Here is a 21758-nt window from a genome sequence, read left to right as displayed (position 1 = left end):
ATGACAAGGACAGTTAAAATAATGATTTCTCGTTGGTTAGTGAGTGGCTTAGGTGTTGTCGGTACTGTGATCAGTTTTCAGCTGTTTGCATCCACCGCGACACAGATTGATCAATCTCAGCAGGCTGAACAAGCTCATAAAAGACCAACCGTTGCTGTCGTTCTTGCTGGTGGTGGGGCAAAAGGTGCAGCTCACATTGGTGTGCTTAAAGCTCTAGAAGAGATGCAAATCCCGGTTGATTATATTACCGGTACCAGTATGGGCTCATACGTTGGTGGTCTTTATGCGACAGGGATGAGCGCAGACGAGATCGAGAGCTTTATTTATACGGTCGATTGGAATCGCGGTTATCGTGATCGCGTTAACCGTAGTGATCGCCGTGTACGTGACAAAGAATATGAAGACCGCTACCAACTGAACACCGATCTCGGCTTAGGTTGGGGCGAAATCAAAGCAAGGAAAGGGGTGGTGCAAGGCCAGAATATGTTACGTATTCTGCGTGAGACCACAGGTAATCTATCCTCATTCGATTCTTTCGACCATCTTGCGATTCCATACCGTTCCGTCGCAACCGACATTATCGAACTTGAAGAGGTGGTCATCGACCATGGTCACCTTGTTGATGCCATGATGGCCAGTATGTCAGTTCCCGGAGCGCTTCCCCCTTATGAGCTAGATGGTCGAATGCTGGTTGATGGTGGTGTCACCAATAATATGCCCGTCGACCTAGCCAGAGCGATGGGTGCAGACATCGTCATTGCGGTGGATATCAGTACCAACTACAAAGGCAAAGATGATTTCACGAATTTTCTAGCCGCAGCTGACCAACTCTCTAATTATCTTGTTCAACGCAGCACCCAAGAGCAAGCTGAAACACTCACAGACGATGATGTCTTCCTGCGCCCAGATGTTGGGGAAATGGAGACGACAGAATTTGATAAAATGCCATCGGCTTTCCTCGCGGGTTATGAATCTGCTAAGCAGCATACTGATGAACTTTCTAAGCTATCGCTCTCAAATGCCGATTATCAGCATTATATCGAGGACAAACAAAAAGCGCGCAGACAGCTGAAACACGGCGATCAGACCGTCGTTGACCGAGTTGTCATCAATAACAATACCCACTATTCCGATAAGCTGATCGAAAACCGTTTAAACCTTGATTCAGGTGAGGTTCTGAAGACCAGTGAAATTGAATCTAAAGTACAAGACCTCTATGCGCTAGATAGATTCGAGTTGGTGACTTATGAATTTGACACTGTAGATGGCGAGGAGCAACTGCAGGTCGATGTGAACGAAAAATCTTGGGGGCCAAACTACCTCAACTTTCGATTCTTTCTTGAAGATGATTTCTCCACTACCAGTCAGTACTCGATCGGTGTTTCAGCCAACTTTACCGATATCAACTCGCACGGTGCAGAGCTAAGAACCAATATCGAGATGGGAACGGATAAACGAATTGAGGCGGAACTCTATTCGCCATTTTTTTCGAGTCAAAAATTGTTCACTTCTGCATCGGTTGTTTATAGCAAGGAAAACAGAAATCTACCGGTAGATATTGACGATATTGAAGAGCCGACACTGGACGTAACGAAAGACTACTTTCCAATGACCTATAGCGAGTATGTCGGTGAATTAGCGTTAGGCTATCAACCTACCTTATGGCAAGAGCTGAAGTTTGGTGTTCGTTATACTGATGGGGATGTTGAGGTGGCTTCTTTACCTTCGTTAGGTAATGGTGGTTACACGCGTATTGGTGGATTTATCAATTATCGATTGGATACTTTGGATAACTTCAGCTTGCCAACTGAAGGTTATTTTGTTGATTTAGAATACCTTGTTTCTCATGATGACTTTCAGAATGATAGCTCGATTAACGAAACAGAGTTGACGTCTGAGAGCGATACGGTTTATGAGTTTTCGGCTAATTTAATGGCAGCAAAGAGTATCGAGAAGCATACTTTAGTCGCAAAGCTCGATTACGGTATTGTAGAGAGCAAAAATTCGATTTTCCCTATTGATCCCAAAGAGCTTGGTGGCTTCTTAAACCTATCAGGTATTCCAAGGAACAGTATGATTGGTCAGAACTTGGCCTACACCAGCCTTATTTATCGTTATAAGTGGTTTGAAAATGACTTCGGCCTCTTTGAATCACCATTCTACGTGGGTGCATCCATTGAGCATGGTGGTGTTTGGTCGAACAATGATTTGAGTATTGATGAAGCGCCAATGTACACCGCGGGTTCTGTTTTCGCAGGTGTCGATTCACCAATCGGGCCGATCATTTTAGCTTATGGCCGAACCGAAGATAATTTCGATTCGGTGTATCTGATTGTAGGTACGTCCTACAAATAATCATGCGCAGAGTCGCCATTTAAGTGCGTAATTAGGCAAAAATAGTGGGACTTTCGTCTTAACTTGCTATGTTGGTCAAAATGATAAGATTTTAATTTAACGTTAAATTTGCTATTCTACCGCCCACAGTTTGGCCTCTATGACGCCGCTCATCAATACAAATTGAATGACAAAAATGGCAATGGAGAGCCAAGTTTCCAAGGATGTTCACTTCTTTATTTTACTAACAATTATGAAGGGAAGAAGTGAACCGCAATGAGAGGAAAAAAGTCGTGCTTGAAGCCTACCGTAAACACGTCGAAGAACGTGCTGCCGAAGGAGTTGTTCCAAAACCACTAGATGCTGAGCAGGTAGCTGGCCTAGTTGAACTTCTGAAGAATCCACCTCAAGGTGAAGAAGAAATCATTCTTGACCTACTAGAAAATCGCATTCCACCGGGTGTAGATGAAGCCGCTTACGTAAAAGCTGGCTTCCTTACGGCTATCACTAAAGGTGAAGTAGCTTCTCCACTAGTAAGCAAAGCAAAAGCTGCAGAATTGCTTGGTACCATGCAAGGCGGCTACAACATCGAATCTCTAGTATCTCTACTAGACGATGCTGAGCTTGCTCCAATCGCTGTTAAAGCTCTATCTCATACTCTACTGATGTTCGATGCGTTCTATGACGTAGAAGAGAAAGCGAAAGCTGGCAATGCATCTGCACAACAAGTGCTTCAATCTTGGGCTGATGCTGAATGGTTTACAGCGAAAAACAAAGTAGCGGAAAAGATCACCGTTAAAGTATTTAAAGTTACCGGTGAAACGAACACCGATGACCTATCTCCAGCGCCTGATGCATGGTCACGTCCTGACATCCCAGTACACGCGAAAGCGATGCTGAAGATGGAACGTGATGGCATTACTCCAGATGAACAGGGTAGCGTTGGTCCAATCAAACAAATTGAAGAAATGCAAAAAGATGGCATTCCACTGGCTTACGTTGGTGATGTTGTTGGTACAGGTTCTTCACGTAAATCGGCAACAAACTCAGTACTTTGGTTTATGGGTGAAGATATCCCATTCGTACCAAATAAGCGTACTGGCGGTGTTTGTCTTGGTGGTAAAATTGCACCAATCTTCTACAACACGATGGAAGATTCAGGCGCACTACCCATTGAACTGAACGTACAAGATATGAACATGGGCGATATCATTGATATCTACCCGTACGAAGGTGTTGTTCACAAGAACGGTTCTGTGATTTCAAACTTTGAGCTAAGCAAAGTACTTCTTGATGAAGTGCGTGCTGGTGGCCGTATTCCACTGATCATCGGTCGTGGTCTAACGGGTCGTGCTCGTGACGCTCTAGGTCTAGAAGAAACGGATCTGTTTGCTAAACCAATCGACCCATCTGCATCTGATAAAGGCTACACGCTAGCTCAGAAGATGGTTGGTAAAGCATGCGGCGTTGAAGGTGTGCGTGCTGGTCAGTACTGTGAACCTAAAATGACGACAGTCGGTTCTCAAGATACGACCGGTCCTATGACTCGCGATGAGCTTAAAGATCTGGCGTGTCTTGGTTTCTCTGCAGACCTTGTAATGCAATCTTTCTGTCATACATCGGCATACCCTAAACCAGTCGATGTAAACACTCACCATACGCTACCTGATTTCATCATGAACCGTGCGGGTGTTTCACTTCGTCCGGGTGATGGCGTTATCCACTCATGGCTAAACCGTATGCTTCTTCCTGATACTGTAGGTACAGGTGGTGACTCGCATACTCGTTTCCCTCTAGGTATTTCATTCCCTGCGGGTTCTGGCTTGGTAGCATTTGCTGCAGCAACAGGCGTTATGCCTCTTGATATGCCTGAATCTATCTTGGTTCGCTTTAAAGGTGAAATGCAACCGGGTATCACGCTACGTGACCTAGTACATGCCATTCCTCTTTACGGCATCAAGCAAGGCCTACTAACGGTAGAGAAAGCCGGTAAGATCAACGAATTCTCTGGTCGTGTACTAGAAATTGAAGGTGTTGAGCACTTATCTGTTGAGCAAGCATTTGAGCTTTCTGATGCATCTGCTGAGCGTTCTGCTGCAGGTTGTACGGTTAAGCTATCTCAAGAGTCTATCGATGAGTACCTGAACTCGAATATCGTTATGCTTAAGTGGATGATTGCTGAAGGTTACGGTGATGTTCGTACGATTGAGCGTCGTATCACAGCAATGGAAGAGTGGTTAGCGAACCCTGAGTTGCTATCTGCTGATTCAGATGCGGAATACGCGCATGTTATCGAGATTGATCTTGCTGACATCGATCAACCTATCCTATGTGCACCAAACGATCCAGATGATGCTCGTCTTCTTTCTGACGTTCAAGGCACTGAGATTCAAGAAGTGTTCATCGGTTCTTGTATGACCAACATCGGTCACTTCCGTGCTGCAGGTAAGATGTTAGAAGAGTTTAACGGCTCGCTAAATACTCGCCTATGGGTGGCTCCGCCAACGAAGATGGATAAAGACCAACTGACAGAAGAAGGCTACTACGGCATCTTCGGTCGTGCTGGGGTACGTATCGAAACTCCTGGTTGTTCACTATGTATGGGTAACCAAGCTCGTGTTGCTGATGCTTCGACGGTTATGTCGACGTCAACGCGTAACTTCCCGAACCGCTTAGGTAATGGCGCGAACGTTTATCTGGCTTCTGCTGAGCTTTCTGCTGTTGGTGCGATTCTAGGTCGCATCCCAACGAAAAAAGAGTACTTAGAGTACGCTGAGAAGATTAATGCAACGGCTGCTGATACATACCGTTACCTGAACTTCCATAAAATGGGTCAGTACACGGAAAAAGCAGACACTGTTATCTTCCAAGAACCAGCTTAGTACCTCGTTATATTTGTAGCTGCAGCGTTGTTGACTGCGTACGTTCACCCTAATCACATAGAGCTTCTATGCTCATAGGGATGAACGTACTTGTCGCCTAACTGCAACTCCAACTATTTAGAGGAACCCAAATGATAGAACGTCTACTTCGGTAGGCGTTTTTTTATGTCTGAATTCTGGACGACGAGCGACTCGATCTCTTGATGACTTCGCTATATACTCTCGCCTCATTTTTGCCACAACCCTTTTATTGAGTCTCTTTTTATTAGAGCTTTGGAGCCTTATGGAATTCGAATTTACTAGAAACACTCTAATGGGTGAATACTATGTGAAATGCAGCATGGGCCATGAGATTGTTGGCCGTTGGCTTCAAGAAGAGATCGGTAAAGATAAGCAGAAATTAGATCATGTGATGGCGTTGATTGAGCAATCTCGACAGGATCTGAGTAATGAAGTGACGCTGCTTGGCAAAGAGATTAGCCTTGCGATCAATGAAGATGAAGTAACGATTCAAGAAAACGTGTTAGCGCATGAGCAAGAGATGGAAGAGGGCAGTGAATTCGACTTCTATAACTGTGAAAGCCAAGCAAGCTGCGGAATCGATGATTTCGAACTGCTCATCGAACGCTGGATGGATTTTTTAGGTTACTAGTCTCTAATACCTATTTGTTAGTCACTCAGAGCTTTGAAGGCTCCGTTGCCCAAAACTGGAGCAATAAGAGCATTACGCATTAAGATAGTGAAAAGGCCGCACCATATTGGTGCGGCCTTTTTCGTTATTACGACCTTATTATCTTTATATCATTTAAAATCAATCACTTAACTTTTTGGCACGCTACTTGGATTGTAATAAGAGAATTAACGGATTAAGTAAGAATTTAAGGAACGAATATGAAATTAATAAATGCCATTGTTAAGCCATTCAAATTAGACGATGTACGCGAAGCGCTCTCTGATGTGGGTATTGAAGGTATGACTGTTTCTGAAGTGAAAGGCTTTGGTCGTCAGAAGGGACACACTGAATTGTATCGTGGTGCAGAGTACCAAGTGGATTTCCTACCAAAGGTGAAGCTAGAGATTGCTACCCAAGCTGAAAATGTTGACCGAGTTGTTGAAGCGATTAGCCAAGCGGCACACACAGGAAAAATCGGCGACGGCAAAATTTTTGTGTATGACCTAAGCCAAGCCGTACGAATTCGTACTGGTGAAATGGATGCTGAAGCACTTTAAAGAATTACAAGGACTGGAGACTTTAATATGGAACTTACAACAACAGTAACGGAACTACGTTACGCACTAGACACTTTTTTCTTCCTCATTTCAGGTGCGTTGGTAATGTGGATGGCAGCAGGCTTCGCGATGTTAGAAGCTGGCCTAGTTCGTTCAAAGAACACCACAGAAATTTTAACTAAGAACATCTGTTTGTACGCAATTGCTTGTACTGCTTTCTTAGTGGTTGGTTACAACATCATGTATGTCGACAACGGTGAAGGCGGTTGGTTGCCATCATTTGGTACTCTAATTGGTACACAAGGTGAAGGCGCAGACCACTCTCTAGAATCAGACTTCTTCTTCCAGGTAGTCTTCGTTGCAACAGCAATGTCTGTAGTATCTGGTGCGGTTGCTGAGCGTATGAAGCTTTGGTCATTCCTAATCTTCTCTGTAGTGCTAACAGCGTTTATTTACCCAGTTGAAGGTTACTGGACTTGGGGCGGTGGTTTCCTATCAGAAGCGGGTTTCAGTGACTTCGCAGGTTCAGGTATCGTACACATGGCTGGTGCAGCAGCAGCGTTGGCTGGTGTTTTACTACTCGGTGCTCGTAAAGGTAAATACGGTAAGAACGGTGAAATCTACCCGATTCCTGGTTCAAACATGCCACTTGCAACGCTAGGTACATTTATCCTTTGGTTTGGTTGGTTCGGTTTCAACGGCGGTTCTCAACTGATGGTTTCGGATTTTGAGAACGCAACAGCAGTAGGTCAAATCTTCCTTAACACCAACGCAGCAGCAGCAGCAGGTGCAATCGCAGCACTACTAGTATGTAAAACAACTTGGGGTAAAGCAGACCTAACAATGATTCTTAACGGCGCGTTAGCGGGCCTAGTAGCAATCACTGCAGACCCTCTATCACCATCACCTCTATTTGCTGTAGCTATTGGTTCGGTATCTGGTGCATTGGTTGTATTCAGCATCATCGCTCTAGACAAAGCTAAGATTGATGATCCAGTAGGTGCTATCTCTGTACACGGTGTATGTGGTTTCTTCGGTCTAATGGCTGTGCCACTAAGCAACGCTGATGCAACGTTTGGTGCTCAACTATTAGGTGCAGCAGTAATCTTTGCATGGGTATTCGGTGCTAGCTTAGCGGTATGGGCAGTGCTTAAAGCAACAATCGGTATCCGAGTAACGGAAGATGAAGAACTTGAAGGTATGGACATGCACGATTGTGGTGTCGGCGCTTACCCTGAGTTTGTATCAGTAAAATAATCAACAGTCGTCGCCTAATCTGAATTGGGTAGGTTAGACAAAGAAAGCCCCGTAACTCTTGTTGCGGGGCTTTCTTGTATTTACGGTTGCACAATATATAAACACGAACGTTGAAGTTAGGCTTATTGTTTAAGGGGGATGACAAGACACAAAGTTGAAATGGTTTGTTACAAAAGTGAGAGTTTAAATGGTCTGAGTAGACGGATTTTTTGTTGGTCGTCATTGTAATTATGTTAATGATGAATATAATAACGCAACTGATAGACATTATCATTTCGATATAAAGGATTTTACAATGAAGAAACTGCTAACACTTTCAGCTCTAGCGTGTGGTGTAATTGCCCCGACAGCAATGGCTGCGGAAGAAGTAAACGTATACTCTTACCGTCAACCTTTCCTTGTTGAGCCAATGTTCAAAGAGTTCACAAAAGAGACTGGCATTAAAGTAAACGTTAAGTTTGCTAAAAAAGGTTTAGCAGAGAAGTTAGCTCAAGAGGGTGAATACAGCCCAGCTGACGTTGTCTTAACTGTAGATATCAGCCGTCTATCTGAACTAACTAAACAAGGTCTAGTTCAATCTGTAGAGAGCGATGTACTTGAAAAGAACATCCCTGCTCAATACCAAGATACAGATAACGAATGGTTCGCTCTAACAACTCGTACACGTAGCGTTTATTCTTCACGTGACCGTGTTGGTCGTCTAGGTGAAGAGTTCACTTACGAAGATCTAACTAAGCCTGAATTTAAAGGCAAAATCTGTACTCGTAGCGGTAAGCACCCATACAATGTTTCTCTAGTATCTTCGATGATTGCTCACAAAGGTGAAGCTGAAACGAAAGAATGGCTAGAAGGCGTAAAAGCAAACCTAGCACGTAAGCCTCAAGGTAACGACCGCGCGCAAGTTAAAGCGATTAAAGAAGGTCTATGTGATGTTGCTCTTGGTAACAGCTACTACCTAGGTAAGATGGTTAATGATAAAGAGCAAAAAGCTTGGGCTGACTCTGTTTACATTAACTTCCCTAACCAAGAAACAACGGGTACTCACGTAAACATCTCTGGTATGGCAATGGCTAAATACTCTCCAAATGAAGAGAATGCCGTTAAGCTGATGGAATTCCTATCTGGTAACACAGCACAAAGCATGTACGCAGAAGTGAACTACGAATACCCAGTGAAAGCAGACGTTAAACCTTCTGAGCTTGTTGCTTCATGGGGCGAGTTCAAAGCGGATACTATTTCTCTAGATGAAATTGCAAACCACCACGCGGCTGCAATCAAGCTATTAGACGAAGTTAAGTTCGATCTATAATTTATTACGGTAGGCTTCGGCCTAAGTAAAATGACAACCTCAAGTCGCCATTTTGGCTACTTGGGGTTGTTTGTTATTGGAAAATCACTTTTTGATACAAAGCACCCCGTTGATCCCTTGAGTTATTAGCATCTCACCTTGAAGTCATTAGAGTATATGGGTATAAATAACCCCACCATTAAAAGGATATGAGATGTATTTGCAAATGCATTTGTGTTTCATTAAGCCTCGTTGTAGTTAGGCGATGAAAGAAAAGAATTATTTATGGATCACCAGTAGCAGCATTATTGCTGTATTACTGGTTTTACCGATCTTAGCGATTTTTACGACGGCTGTTGGAGAAACGGATGAGCTATTTTCTCATCTGATGTCCACAGTGATGCCTACCTATGCCTACAATACGGTGGTTTTAGTCATAGGAACCATGTTCCTGTCTTTAGTTTTTGGTATTCCGTCGGCTTGGGTTATGGCAATGTGCCGTGTTCCGGGAGAGCGTGTTTTGCAGTGGGCACTCGTCCTGCCATTAGCAATGCCAGGCTATATTGTTGGCTATATCTTTACCGATTGGTTCGACTTTGCTGGTCCTGTTCAGGTTTTACTGCGAGATCTTACTGGGTGGGGACCTGGAGAGTATTGGTTCCCTGATATTAGAACCTTATCCGGCGCTATTATTGTTCTGTCTCTCGTTCTCTATCCTTATGTATATTTGCTGTGCCGCGCGGCATTTATGGAGCAAAACGTCTCCTTATTGCAATCCGCTCGTTTGCTTAAATGCTCACCTTGGGAAAGCTTCCGTCGTATCTCTTTACCACTTGTTCGTCCATCAATGGCGGTCGGTTTATCGCTTGTTGCAATGGAAACCATCGGTGATTTTGGTACCGTGAGTTACTTTGCGGTAAATACTTTAACGACTGCGGTTTATGATACTTGGCTTGGCTACTCAAGCTTAACGGCAGCAGCGAAAATATCGGCAATCATGTTGGTTATCGTGATCCTACTGTTGAGCTCAGAGCGATACAGTCGGCGTAAGCAGAAGCTATTCCAGAATCAGTTCAGCAGCCGCGAAGATTTTCGTTACGACCTTTCTGGTTGGAAAAAATGGCTGGCACTATTCTGGTGCTGGGGATTAGTTTGCGTTGCGTTCTTATTCCCTCTTGGCCAGCTCATTATTTACGCCTACAAATATTTTGCTCAAAGCTGGACCCCTGAATTCAGAGAGTATGCCATCAACAGTCTTTACGTTTCGGTAGCTGCTGCGATTATTGGCGTGGTTATCGCGATGATTGTTAACTTTAACCAACGCGTTAGTCCTAGTAAGAAAAATCAGGCTTATATGCGTCTCGCTTCGATGGGTTATGCCGTTCCTGGCACCGTGTTAGCGATTGGGGTGATGGTACCTGTTTTGTTCATGGATCACTTGGTCAATGACATTGCGAAAGTGATGGAGTGGGGGCGACCTGGTTTGATCTTCTCTGGCTCCATGTTCGCGCTAATTTTTGCCATGGTCGTACGTTTCTCTGCAGTGGCAATTGGCAGTATTGAAAGCAGCTTGAGTAAAGTATCCCCTTCATTGGATATGGCCTCAAAAACCATGGGTTGCAATACCAATCAGATGTTACGCCGTGTTCATTTACCTTTGATTAAACGTGGCGCATTGATCGCTGGTTTACTGGTGTTTATCGAATCAATGAAAGAGTTGAATGCGGCATTGCTGCTGCGTCCTTTCAACTTCGAAACATTGGCGACTTATGTTTATAACTATGCCTCAGATGAGCACCTAGAGTTGGCGGCGATGCCTGCTGTATTATTGGTGTTGGTGGGTTTAATTCCTCTGATCATCGTAAACCGTTCCTTGGAGCAGAAAAACTAATGAGTTGTGCATTATCAATTAAAGATCTGACTTGTAAGTATGAGTCGCAAACCATTTTGGAAGCGCTCTCGTTAGAAGTTGAGCATGGTGAAATTGTTTGTCTTCTTGGTGCGAGTGGCTGCGGTAAAACGACCTTACTGAAGGCGATTGCGGGCTTACTTCCATTAAGTAGCGGTGTGATGAGTTTGAACTGTCAAACCATTGATGATGGCGAGAATTGGTTGCCACCAGAGCAGCGTAACATTGGTATGATTTTCCAAGATTACGCCCTGTTTCCGCACCTGACGGTAAACCAGAATGTCGGCTTTGGCTTGAAAGACCTTTCTGAGCAGCAAAAGAAAGAGAAGGTTCAAGAGATGCTGGAGCTGGTTCACTTAGATGAGTACGGTGACCGCTACCCACACCAACTTTCAGGTGGACAACAGCAACGTGTCGCGATTGCTCGTTCTTTAGCTTACAAGCCAGACTTATTGTTATTGGATGAACCATTCTCAAACATCGATACTCAGGTTCGTCATGAGCTAATTTCTCAGATTCGTAAGATCTTTAAGAAGCAGGGTGTTACAGCTATCTTCGTAACTCACAGCCGTGAAGAAGCGTTCGCGTTTGCAGATAAGATGGCAGTAATGAACCACGGTGTGATTGAACAGTATGGTTCGGCATCTGAGTTGTATTTCCATCCTTCGAGTAAGTTCGTTGCAGACTTTTTGGGCGGCGGTAGCTATCTCAATGCACAGCGTATTTCAGAGCATGAATTTGAAACCAGTTTGGGTATGGTTGAAGCCAAACCGCAAACGGAGATTGAGTTCGGCAATACATGTGAGCTTCTGCTAAGACCCCAGCATATACAAGCAAGTTACGAGCAAGATAGTGCTATTTCAGTGCTCGAGCAGCAATTTATGGGCGATCACTGTCGTTATGTAATCGAAGCACATGGTCAGAAGTTATTAGCAACCTCGTCAGAAGCACTTGAAGTGGGTATGCCGGTCAACGTAAAAGTCGATACCAAAGGCGTATTAGCTTTTTAAAGAGATATAACGCGATAGTAATCGTTACAAGAATCGCGATAAAAAAGCCCAGCACTTTAAACAAAGTACTGGGCAAGAGTTCTTCACTTATAGGCTTTAACAAGGCAGTGATTTGTTAAGTCCCATACAAAACTGCTGCACTCTATAAGCCTATAGAGAGAGGAAGTCTTTCACTTTTTGAAGAACACGTTCTGCAGTGTCTTTATCTTCCATTTCTGCGAAGATTCGTAGTAACGGCTCTGTTCCTGAGAAGCGAGCAATTACCCAGCCGCCATTCTTGAAGTACACCTTGGCACCATCTTCATAGCTGACTTTTTCAATTTCGTATTCAAATTCAGGCAGTTGCTTCTCGACGTAGATCTTAGTGTAGAGCGCTTCTTTCTCTGAAGGTTTAAACTTACAATCGCCTTCTGCGGTGTAGGCATAGCCATATTTAGAGTAAATCTCATCAAGTAATTCAGACAGCTTCTTGCCTGTCACACTGATCATCTCAACCAGTAAGCTTGAAGCAAATACGCCATCCTTACCTTTGATGTGACCACGAATAGTTAAACCACCTGAACTTTCGCCGCCAATCAGAGAGTCATCAGCCTCCATTTGCGAGCTGATATGCTTAAAGCCTACAGGAACCTCAAAGCTCTTCTCACCATGATCTGCCGCCACTTTATCCAATAGGTGTGTGGTTGCGATGTTACGAACGACAGAGCCCTTCCAGCCTTTGTATTCCAGCAAGTAGTAGTAAAGCAGGAGTAGTACTTCGTTAGGGTGAATGAAGTGACCTTTCTCATCGATGATTCCCAAACGGTCGGCATCGCCATCAGTACCAATACCAATGTCATAGCCTTCTGCTGCAACTAAGTGCTTCAAGCGATAGAGCGTTGCAGCATTTGGCGATGGCATCAAGCCACCAAAATCTGGGTTTTTGCCATCGTTGATGACGTCGACATCACAACGACCGTTAATCAGCACGGTTTGCAGAGCATTTTTTGCCACGCCAAACATTGGATCAATCAGTACACGTAGGTTAGCTTTCTTGATCGAATCGATATCGATGAAGTTGATGATTGAATCAACAAAGTCGTTCATCGGGTTGATGATCTCGATTTCTTTGTCGTTTAATGCTTGTTCGAAATCGACTCGGATAACATCTTCGTTGGTCAGTGTTGCGATTTGCTGTTCGATCTTCTCTGTGATGATCTCATCGGCATCTCGGCCGCCTTCAATGAACACCTTAATACCATTGTAATCAGCGGGGTTGTGAGAAGCGGTAATACACGCCGAGTAGGTGCATCCCATCTCTTTCGCTTGGAACATCACGATAGGAGTTGGAACGAACTTATCGATGAAGCTCACTTTGATGTTGTTCGCCGCAAGTACTTCTGCAAACCAACATGCGGCTTTATCGGAAAGGAAGCGACGGTCATAGCCGATCACAAACCCATTCTTGGCTGCATCTTCGTTGTTAATGATGTTTGCGAGCGCTTGTGCTACCAAACGGACGTTTTCTCTAGTGAACTCTTCACCAATGAAAGCGCGCCAGCCACCTGTACCAAATTTAATCATTAGAAAATCCTTTTAGTCTCATTGTCTCAAGCCCGTAAAGACTTGAGACAAGAGCTGTTCGTTAAATTGCGTGACTAGCCTAGAACAACGACAACATCGTTCACGCTGCCTTCTGCTTGTACTGGGATTGCGCCTTCAACTGATTCACCATTGATAGTGATAGAGGCAACGCCTTTGCTTACTGCATTCGGGTTTTGCACTGTGATGTTGTAAGTCGCGCCACGCCATTGACGAGTAACCTCGAACTCTGGCCAATCAGTCGGGATACAAGGATCAACCGTTAAGCCTTCAAAGCCTGTACGAACACCAAGAATGAAGTTGGTTACCGCGAAGTAAGCCCAACCAGAGGTACCGGTTAACCAAGGGTGGTTTGCACGGCCGTGGTCTTGGTGATCTTTACCCATGATGAACTGCACGTACGAGTATGGTTCTGCGTAACGCGTTTCAATCATGTCGTTTTGGTTGTAAGGGTTCAGTGCGTCGTAGAACTTCATCGCGCGGTCACCACGACCTAGTTTCGCTTCTGCCACCCAAGCCCATGGGTTAGGGTGAGAGAAGATTGCGCCGTTCTCTTTTACGCCTTGGTAAACGCGAGTTACGAAACCGATATCATCGTTTGGTGTTGCAAATGAAGGAGAGTTTAGGTGTAGGCCGTATTCTGAGAAAAGGTTCTCATCAACAGCGTCCATCGCTTTCTCACCGCGTTCTTGAGAAACAGCACCAGATAGAACCGCGAGCGTGTTTGACTCAAGGTGCACACGACCTTCAGCTTGTTGAGCGGTACCGATCTTGTCGCCATTTTTAGTCAGACCACGGATGTACCAACCACCCTCGTCATCCCAAAGATGCGTTTCACATGCTTCGCGAACGTTAGCAGCCATTTCAGTATATTTCGCAACGTCAGCATCGTTATTACGGAACTTAGCAAGATCTAGGAATTCTTGTAGCGCCCAGAAGTGTAGGAATGAAACCATTGAAGATTCACCGCCACCTAGGTTCAAACAGTCATTCCAGTCAGCTCGAAGACCTTTACAGATACCCGTTTGACCCACGTATTCAGCAGAGAAGTTCAGTGCCGCTTTCATGTGTTCGTAAACTGTCGCCTCGCCACCGTCTGCGTATGGAATCACTTCATCGAAGAAGTCGTGTTCACCGGTTTCCATTACGTATTTGATGATGGTCGGAACGATCCATAGGTGGTCATCAGAACATGTGTCTTCAATGCCGTGGATCTTGTCGTCATCTGACGGTGTTGGAACAACCGTTGGTGATTTTGATGGCTCAACGTCGGCTTTCTCTGGATCGAACCAGTCTGGATCGAACAAGTGTAGACCGTAGCCAGCTTTCACTTGGCCGCGAAGCAGGTCGATAATGCGCTTCTTGGTCATTTGTGGGTTAGCATGAGGTACTGAAATAGCATCTTGCGCCGTATCACGGTAACCAAGACCAGTACGACCGCCAACTTCGATGAATGATGCAAAGCGTGACCAAACCACACAGGTTTCCGCTTGGTATAGCGTCCACGTGTTGATCATTGTGTCTAAGCCTTCGTTTGGCGACTTAACTTGGAATTTGTTGCAACGCTCGTCCCAGTGATCTTTGATGCCTTGGAAAGCGGCATCTACGTTTGCTGTGTCTTGGTACTTCTCACGTAGGCGTTCACCGTTGCCTTTACCGATACCGAGTACATACGCAAAGCGAACTTCTTCACCGGGTTGAATCGTAAATTGCTTGTGCAGAGAACCACAATGGTTGTAACAAGTTTGAGCGCTGTTAGAACACTTACCGTTTTCAACCGCAATTGGATTTGCTTCATCACGGTACATACCAAGGAAGTTGTCACGTTGGCCATCGTAGCTGTCTGGTGAGAAAGTTGAAGCTAGGTAATAGAAGCCTTCAAAGTCGTTAGTGTTGTAGTACAGGTCGTATTCCAGAACACCTTCTTGGTAAGACGTGCCCGCAGAGTACAAAGACATCTGATGGTTTTGATTGTCTGATTGAATATGGCTGAAAGAGAACTCAACAAACGAGAAAGTGCTGATGGTTCTTGGCTTGTCAGTGTTGTTCTTTAGTACAACGTCCCAAACTTCTGCATCTTCACCCTTAGGTACGAATAGCGTCTTGGTTGCGGTAATGCCGCTGTATTCACATTTGAATTTTGAGTATGACAGGCCGTGACGAACTTCGTAGTTCGCTTCATCGAGGCTCTTTGCCACTGGTTGCCAAGAGATAGACCAGTAATCACCCGTCTCATCATCACGCAGGTAAACATAGTGTCCTGGACGGTCAAAGGTGCCGTTTGGACGGAACTTAGTAACACGGTTGTATTCCGGAGAATTGTAGAACGAGTAACCGCCCGCATTGTGCGAAATCACGGTACAAAACTTTTCAGTACCTAGGTAGTTTGTCCAAGGTGCTGGTACATCAGGGCGAGTGATGACGTATTCGCGATTGTCGTTATCGAAATAGCCGTATTTCATTGTCATTTCCTTTTTAACAAACTGCATCTATGCAGCTAATTTTTAAATAGTGATGCTGAGTCGTATCTAACTGAGCACCTTAATTTGAGTCAGCAACCACTCGATGTGAGTGTCGCTTTGGTTTGTTTTATTAAGCTTTCCAAGGGTTGCGATAATCAACATTGAGTCTGTCGAGTAATGGCAGATGCCCCTTTAGGCGAGATAGGTAATCTAGCCAGTTTCGGTTGTTTTTATGTGTCCAACATCCTTCAGCTAAAGCGCTAATTCTTGGGAGTACCATGTAATCCATACGCTTTTGGTTGGTGACGATCTCACACCATAGAGCACACTGAATTCCGCGGATCCGCTTACGAATTGGGTCGGTGTCGGATATCTCAGCAAGTGCTTCGTAGGTATAAGCTTGTTCTAATGGGATAACGGCAGCCCAATCTACGCCCGGTTCTTCCGGTGCATAATCTTGGGTCATGTCGAGATAGGTAAACTGTGCAGGTTGCAACACCACATCAAAGCCTTGGCGAGCGCAATTGACAGCCGCTTCTTCACTGAGCCATGAGTAGATGATGGTCTCTTTGCTCACCTTGTCGCCGTGCTGTGCTTCTTCCCAGCCGACCATGCGTTTGCCGAGTTGCTTGAGTTTGTTTTCGGCATAGCGGAATAGGTGGCCTTGTAGGTCTTTGCTGTCTTGGTACTGGTGTTCTTTCATCAATGCTTGAGCAGCAGGGCTGTTGGTCCACACGCCCGGTGGCACTTCGTCTGCACCCATGTGAATCAATTCGCTCGGGAACAGCTCTGCGACTTCTTCAATAACCGCATCTAAGAATTGGTAAGTGCCGGGCAAGCCTGGGTTTAGGACGTTGTCGTTGTAGTGCTGAATGCTCTTGTATTGAGTGGTATCAGCTTGCTCTACCAGCATGTCAGGCAGTGATTTGATTGCGGCGCGACAGTGTCCCGGAATGTCGATCTCTGGGATCACCGTGATGCTGCGTTGCTCAGCGTATTCAATGACTTCACGAATCTGTTGTTGTGTGTAGAAGCCGCCATAGTTGTCCGCAATGTGGGTATATTGCGGCTCTAGTGCATGATCAGGGCCACGCCAAGCGCCAATTTCTGTTAGCTGAGGCAGGCTCTTGATCTCAATTCTCCAGCCTTCATCATCGGTTAGGTGCCAGTGAAAAACGTTGAATTTGTACTGCGCTAGTTGGTTGATCAATCGCTTCACTTGATCCACTGAGTGGAAGTGACGAGCGCAATCCAACATCATGCCGCGGTACTTAAAGCGAGGTTGATCGGCTATCTGGCAGCATGGTAGAGAGAAGTTCTTTGCATTCAGTTGTTGAACTAATTGAATCAAGCTTGCCACAGCGTGTGTAAAGCCCGACTGGCTGCCTGATTCAGCAATAATCTGTTGTGCAGTGATGGTCAGCTTGTATTCGGCTTCATCTAGCGTCGGGTTGCTGCGAAATAGAATGTCGCCGCTTTCGTCTTTTGAAAGTTCAGCTGAAAGCGCGTTCGAAAGAGACAACTCAAAGGTCGAGAGCAATTCTTGCTGGAACCAAGATACTGCCTTATCAGCAAGATGAGATTGAACCTCAATTCTGCAGTCGTTATTTAGCGCGAAGCTACTTAGCGCGAAACTGCCTTGCTGAAGTTCGATATGATTCGGTTGAGGAATCAATGCAACCTCAGCAGCGTTAACTTCGGGTATTTGATTGCGTTCACGGTATGGCGAAGCCAGTACAATGGGTGATATCGCGACAGGCAGTACCGATGTTTCTCCATCATGATGTGACTGGATAAAGGCATCGTTAAGGCCATCAGAATAGAAGCGGAATGGGGCGCTTTGAATACTGAATTCAAGGTAGTAATGGTTGTTGGCCTTTAACACTGACGAACTTGGTGTGAACGAGCAAAAGCTGCCAACTTGAGTCAGCTCTCCTTGCGATAAACTCTCTGGAAGGATGAATCGATCAAATGCAAAGTGCAGAGACCAATCTTTTACGTCGAGGTCACTTAAGTTATGTACCGTAAGGCCAAATCGGCAGTTATTTTTTTGTTCAGAAAGAACAGCTAAGTCGATGCGATAATTCATATAACTTCCCTGCTAAGCCTGTTGATACAAGTTGTGTTGTGGTTTTCCGGCAAACATCAATGCGCCTTCAATAGCGTCGAATTGAGGTTTTACGATCCATTGTTGTACTGGTGGTGATAGCCAGTTGAGAATACGCTCAGCGATACTTCCCATTAAGCACACCTTGTCAGCGCCTTTTCGATGCAGTGCTAAGACAAACATTTCGATATCAGCCGCGGTTTGCTTGAGCATATCGATAGCCAGTTCGTCACCTTCGTTAGCGAGTTGAAAAATCACTGGTGAGAATTGACCGTAATCCTTTGGAATCGCGCCTTTTGACCATTCGACAATGGCATCCACATCATTATTAAAGTGATTCATCACATGTAGAGTCAGTGGGGTTTTGCTGCGAATACCGTCTTCTGCAAGCAAGACTTGTTGAATCAAACGAAGGCCCATCACTGCGCCTCCGCCTTGATCTGAAATCGGAAATTCACGACCGCCAACCACATGTTGCTCGCCGTCTTTTAGGTAGATACCGCAAGAACCCGTACCACCAATCATGATTGCGCCGTTTTGGCCATTGTGAGCACCAATGCAAGCGCCATAAGCGTCGGTATTTAGTGTCATGCTTGCGAAAGGGTGCGGTTGTGACATGAAGTCGAACCATGCTGATTTTTGCTCAGCACCAGCCAGTGCTAGGCCAACATGCATATTTGAAAAATCGTTAGAGTTAAGTTGCCCTTCTTGTGCCGCTTTTGTGATGGCATCAATAATTGAGCTCATCGCAACATCAACACCCAAAAGGATGTTGGCACTGCCACTTTTCGCTTCACCAATCAATTTGCCTTGGTCGTCACGAATACGAGCACGACAAGAAGTACCACCACCATCAATACCGACGTAGTAAAGAGTCATGATTATTGCTCCTTACGCTGAGCTAAGAAGTTGAACTGTGCAGCGGTGGCTAATAGGAACCACGCACCATGAGGGATCCATTGTTCGCCCCAGCGCCAGTTTTGAAGCATGTCATCTTTTTGTGCTGGAGGGTTGAACGCAATGTCTTGTTCATCTTCAAAACCAGCCGTGATGCCATTACAGATACCGCCTTTCGCATTGAAGAAACCAAGCTGAGGCAGGTAGTCTGGGTTGTTATGGCCATGACCATCGAGCATGCACATGTGGTATGGGTTGAGGCCCAAGATCCAATCAAGGCTATTTTGTGAAAGCTGGATTAAGCGTTCTTGAAGTTCGCTATCTTTAATATGTGGTTGAACTAGGTAAGCCATGGTGGCGAGTGAACCAAGGCGTGCGTTCTCGCCTTGCCACCAGTAACCGGTTTCGTTCTGTTGAGCTACGAAGAAGGCATCACGTTTATCACCATCGACAGATTTAACGTACTGTCTTGGGTAGCCGAATGGGTTGGTGACTTTGTCGGTGATGTTGATTTCGAACTGACAAGCTTGTTCAACAACTGTGCGAGCCTGTTCTTTTAGTTCAGCATTGGTTTCGTTGTCGATGTATTCACATAGTGCAATCACCGGAAGGCCGGCTTCTGCTGCATGAAAGTATGGTCGAGTGCCATCAGAGTTCGCAGACCAGAAGTGCTCAAATGAATCATCTGAATGTTGGCGAGAGATTAAACGAGTCGCCCAAGTTCGGGCTTCTGTTAAGTATTGCTGATCTTGAGTTACGCGATACAGCTCATTGGCTGCGAGTAGGGCGCAATACTCATCGATGATGTTCTCTTCACCATCGTTTAGATACTGTAGGTTGTACTCTTTTAGGTGCCAGTAACCCTTAACAGCCGTTTCAAGGTATGTGTGGCTCGAGTAGCTGCCAGAGATTTCAAGCTCAGAAGCTGCGGCTAGTGCTGCGATAGCAACACCTGCACCTTGTCGGTAGCCCGCTTGTAAGTCCGTTGATTTATGACCTTCTTGAGTCGCATAAGCGCAGATATCGCGTTGGTTGATATCTTTACTCCATTTGTCGAATACCGTCATATAGAAGTATCCGTCAGCGTCTTGCATACGCACTAAGAAGTCGGCACCGAACAGAGCCTCTTCCGTTAGACGAGTCATGGAGAATTTCGGGAAGTCTGGATTATGGCAAGTCAAGCGTACGCTTTTTAGCATGTTCCAAACGACCATTGGAATTTGTTGTGGGTTTAGGTAGTTACCATAAGACAGGTGGCTAAAATACTTACTGACATCACCAGATGCGTCATACCATCCACCGTGGACATCGACGTATCGGTCGGTACCTAGAATTTGTGCTTGTCGATCTTTTTTGTCGAAAATACCGCCACAGCGTTGTGACTTAAAGTAATGAAGCACATCAGAAAACGTGTGGTTCATTAATAGGTTGCTACCAATCTCAAACACTTCAGAGCGCAGATTGTCAAAGCGCAGATAGTAGCGACCAGATTCAGTGGCTGAACTGAAATCGATAGTGAAGAATTGCCCTTGATGCCAATTTGCTACGCGGCCTTGTTTAACCACATCAAAACTTCCGACAGTCATATGGTTGTCTGCACAGACGAGCAGAGCCGTTGTGCTAGATAGGCGAGCTTTCTTAGTTTGTAGGATAGCTTGCTTGGGGCCTGTGGACTCATAGCCAATATGGTTGGTCAATAACAGCATCAATATTCTCCGACAGTCCTAGTTTCTATTGGCTAGGTACTTGAATTTTTTTGGATATAAATAGTTAGGGTCCGCAGACCCTAACTTGGGTTTTATTGCTTAGCTTTCGTGTAGGTAACAGCGCACAAAGTGGTTATCAGCGAGCTGCGTAACCCCTGGTAGCTGCTCTTTACACTTATCCATTGCATGAGTACAACGACCTGCAAATGGGCAGCCTGCTGATACTGGTGTCCAAAGAGGAATCTCACCTTTGTTGCCAGCAAGTTGCTCGTGGATCGATTTCTTAGGATCTGGAACGGCCGAAACCAATAGCTGAGTGTAAGGGTGTTGAGGGTTAGCAATAACGTCATCGGTATCGCCCCATTCCACCATGTGTCCCACGTACATCACCGAAAGGTCTTCAGCGATATAACGAGCAGTTGCGATATCGTGAGTGATGTAAAGCAGAGACATTTGCTTCTCAAACTTCATCTCTTCCATCAGGTTCAAAACACCGGCACGAATCGATACATCAAGCATTGATGTTGGTTCATCGGCTAGTACAACTTCTGCACCTACCGCGATGTTGCGCGCTAGGTTGACACGTTGACGCTGACCACCAGACAGTTGGTGAGGGTATTTCTTCGCCGTCTCTTTTGGCGGAATGAGACCAACTTGCTCTAAAAGATCGTAAACACGTTCTTCTAGTTCTCTCTTGTTGCCCGGAGATACTTTCTTGTGGATCAACAGTGGTCGAGCAATGTGGTGGAAGATATTGTGCGTTGGGTTTAATGAACCAAACGGGTCTTGCCATACCATTTGCACGCCTTCACGGTAGTGCATCAGATCTTTTCTGCTTGAGATCTCTTGAATATCACGACCTTTGTATTCGATCGTGCCGCCCGAAGGCGCGTACATTTTTGCGATCATTTTTGCGGTTGTTGATTTGCCTGAACCAGACTCACCAACCACTGCTAGGCCACGGCTTTTGTACATCTTGAATGACACGTCGTTAATCGCACGCATCATTGGGGTTTGAATGGTGGTACTGCTTATTGGGAAGTCTTTTACGACATTCTTGCCTTCTACCAATAATTGACCGAAATCTTTGCTCAT

The 21758-nt window shown here is 45.3% G+C and carries 14 protein-coding genes; 8 read left to right on the top strand and 6 right to left on the bottom strand.

What is annotated here, in order from left to right; translation table 11 throughout:
- Positions 1-21 precede the first annotated feature (21 nt).
- The 8 genes from HRQ85_RS15330 to HRQ85_RS15295 all read left to right on the top strand — a co-directional run bounded on the left by HRQ85_RS15330 (position 22) and on the right by HRQ85_RS15295 (position 11910).
- Positions 22-2355, top strand: a complete 2334-nt coding sequence (locus HRQ85_RS15330) for a patatin-like phospholipase family protein (protein WP_172379981.1) — start codon at positions 22-24, stop codon at positions 2353-2355.
- A 272-nt stretch (positions 2356-2627) separates the two neighbouring features.
- On the top strand, positions 2628-5216 hold the full coding sequence (gene acnB, locus HRQ85_RS15325; RefSeq protein ID WP_172379980.1) for a bifunctional aconitate hydratase 2/2-methylisocitrate dehydratase: 2589 nt from the start codon (positions 2628-2630) through the stop codon (positions 5214-5216).
- A 283-nt stretch (positions 5217-5499) separates the two neighbouring features.
- On the top strand, positions 5500-5868 hold the full coding sequence (locus HRQ85_RS15320) for a YacL family protein (protein WP_019824378.1): 369 nt from the start codon (positions 5500-5502) through the stop codon (positions 5866-5868).
- A 239-nt stretch (positions 5869-6107) separates the two neighbouring features.
- Complete coding sequence (glnK, locus tag HRQ85_RS15315) at positions 6108-6446, top strand: P-II family nitrogen regulator (RefSeq protein WP_004738200.1); 339 nt, start codon at positions 6108-6110, stop codon at positions 6444-6446.
- A gap of 27 nt (positions 6447-6473) precedes the next feature.
- On the top strand, positions 6474-7703 hold the full coding sequence (locus HRQ85_RS15310; RefSeq protein WP_048605711.1) for an ammonium transporter: 1230 nt from the start codon (positions 6474-6476) through the stop codon (positions 7701-7703).
- Positions 7704-7998: 295 nt separating this feature from the next.
- A complete protein-coding gene (locus HRQ85_RS15305) occupies positions 7999-9012 on the top strand; it encodes a Fe(3+) ABC transporter substrate-binding protein (RefSeq protein WP_016790767.1) in 1014 nt (337 codons plus the stop codon).
- A 244-nt stretch (positions 9013-9256) separates the two neighbouring features.
- Positions 9257-10882 (top strand): ABC transporter permease, encoded by a 1626-nt coding sequence (locus HRQ85_RS15300; protein WP_172379979.1) that lies wholly within the window; start codon positions 9257-9259, stop codon positions 10880-10882.
- Positions 10882-11910, top strand: coding sequence for an ABC transporter ATP-binding protein (locus HRQ85_RS15295; RefSeq protein WP_050647988.1), 1029 nt, complete (start codon positions 10882-10884; stop codon positions 11908-11910). Before HRQ85_RS15300 ends, HRQ85_RS15295 begins: the two co-directional genes overlap by 1 nt.
- Before the next feature lie 150 nt (positions 11911-12060).
- On the opposite strand, the gene HRQ85_RS15290 is transcribed toward HRQ85_RS15295, so the two are convergent.
- The 6 genes from HRQ85_RS15290 to HRQ85_RS15265 all read right to left on the bottom strand — a co-directional run bounded on the left by HRQ85_RS15290 (position 12061) and on the right by HRQ85_RS15265 (position 21758).
- A complete protein-coding gene (locus HRQ85_RS15290) occupies positions 12061-13473 on the bottom strand; it encodes a phosphoglucomutase/phosphomannomutase family protein (RefSeq protein ID WP_050620018.1) in 1413 nt (470 codons plus the stop codon).
- Between the two features lie 74 nt (positions 13474-13547).
- The gene (locus tag HRQ85_RS15285) at positions 13548-15953 is read right to left on the bottom strand and encodes a GH36-type glycosyl hydrolase domain-containing protein (RefSeq protein WP_017066806.1); all 2406 of its coding nucleotides are present in this window, start codon (positions 15951-15953) and stop codon (positions 13548-13550) included.
- A 130-nt stretch (positions 15954-16083) separates the two neighbouring features.
- Positions 16084-18042 carry a beta-N-acetylhexosaminidase gene (locus tag HRQ85_RS15280; protein WP_172379978.1) on the bottom strand — a complete coding sequence of 653 codons (1959 nt, stop codon included), beginning with the start codon at positions 18040-18042 and terminating at the stop codon, positions 16084-16086.
- A 12-nt stretch (positions 18043-18054) separates the two neighbouring features.
- Positions 18055-18939: an N-acetylglucosamine kinase gene (locus HRQ85_RS15275; RefSeq protein ID WP_172379977.1), complete on the bottom strand. Its 885-nt coding sequence runs from the start codon at positions 18937-18939 to the stop codon at positions 18055-18057.
- 2 nt (positions 18940-18941) lie between these two features.
- Positions 18942-20663, bottom strand: coding sequence for a glycoside hydrolase family 9 protein (locus HRQ85_RS15270; protein ID WP_172379976.1), 1722 nt, complete (start codon positions 20661-20663; stop codon positions 18942-18944).
- A gap of 99 nt (positions 20664-20762) precedes the next feature.
- Positions 20763-21758: an ABC transporter ATP-binding protein gene (locus tag HRQ85_RS15265; protein ID WP_048605696.1), complete on the bottom strand. Its 996-nt coding sequence runs from the start codon at positions 21756-21758 to the stop codon at positions 20763-20765.

This window comes from Vibrio sp. Vb339 (assembly GCF_902751245.1).
GTDB lineage: Bacteria > Pseudomonadota > Gammaproteobacteria > Enterobacterales > Vibrionaceae > Vibrio > Vibrio coralliirubri.
The sequence above is the reverse complement of the archived record's forward strand: the minus strand, read 5'-3'. Positions and strand labels throughout refer to the sequence as shown.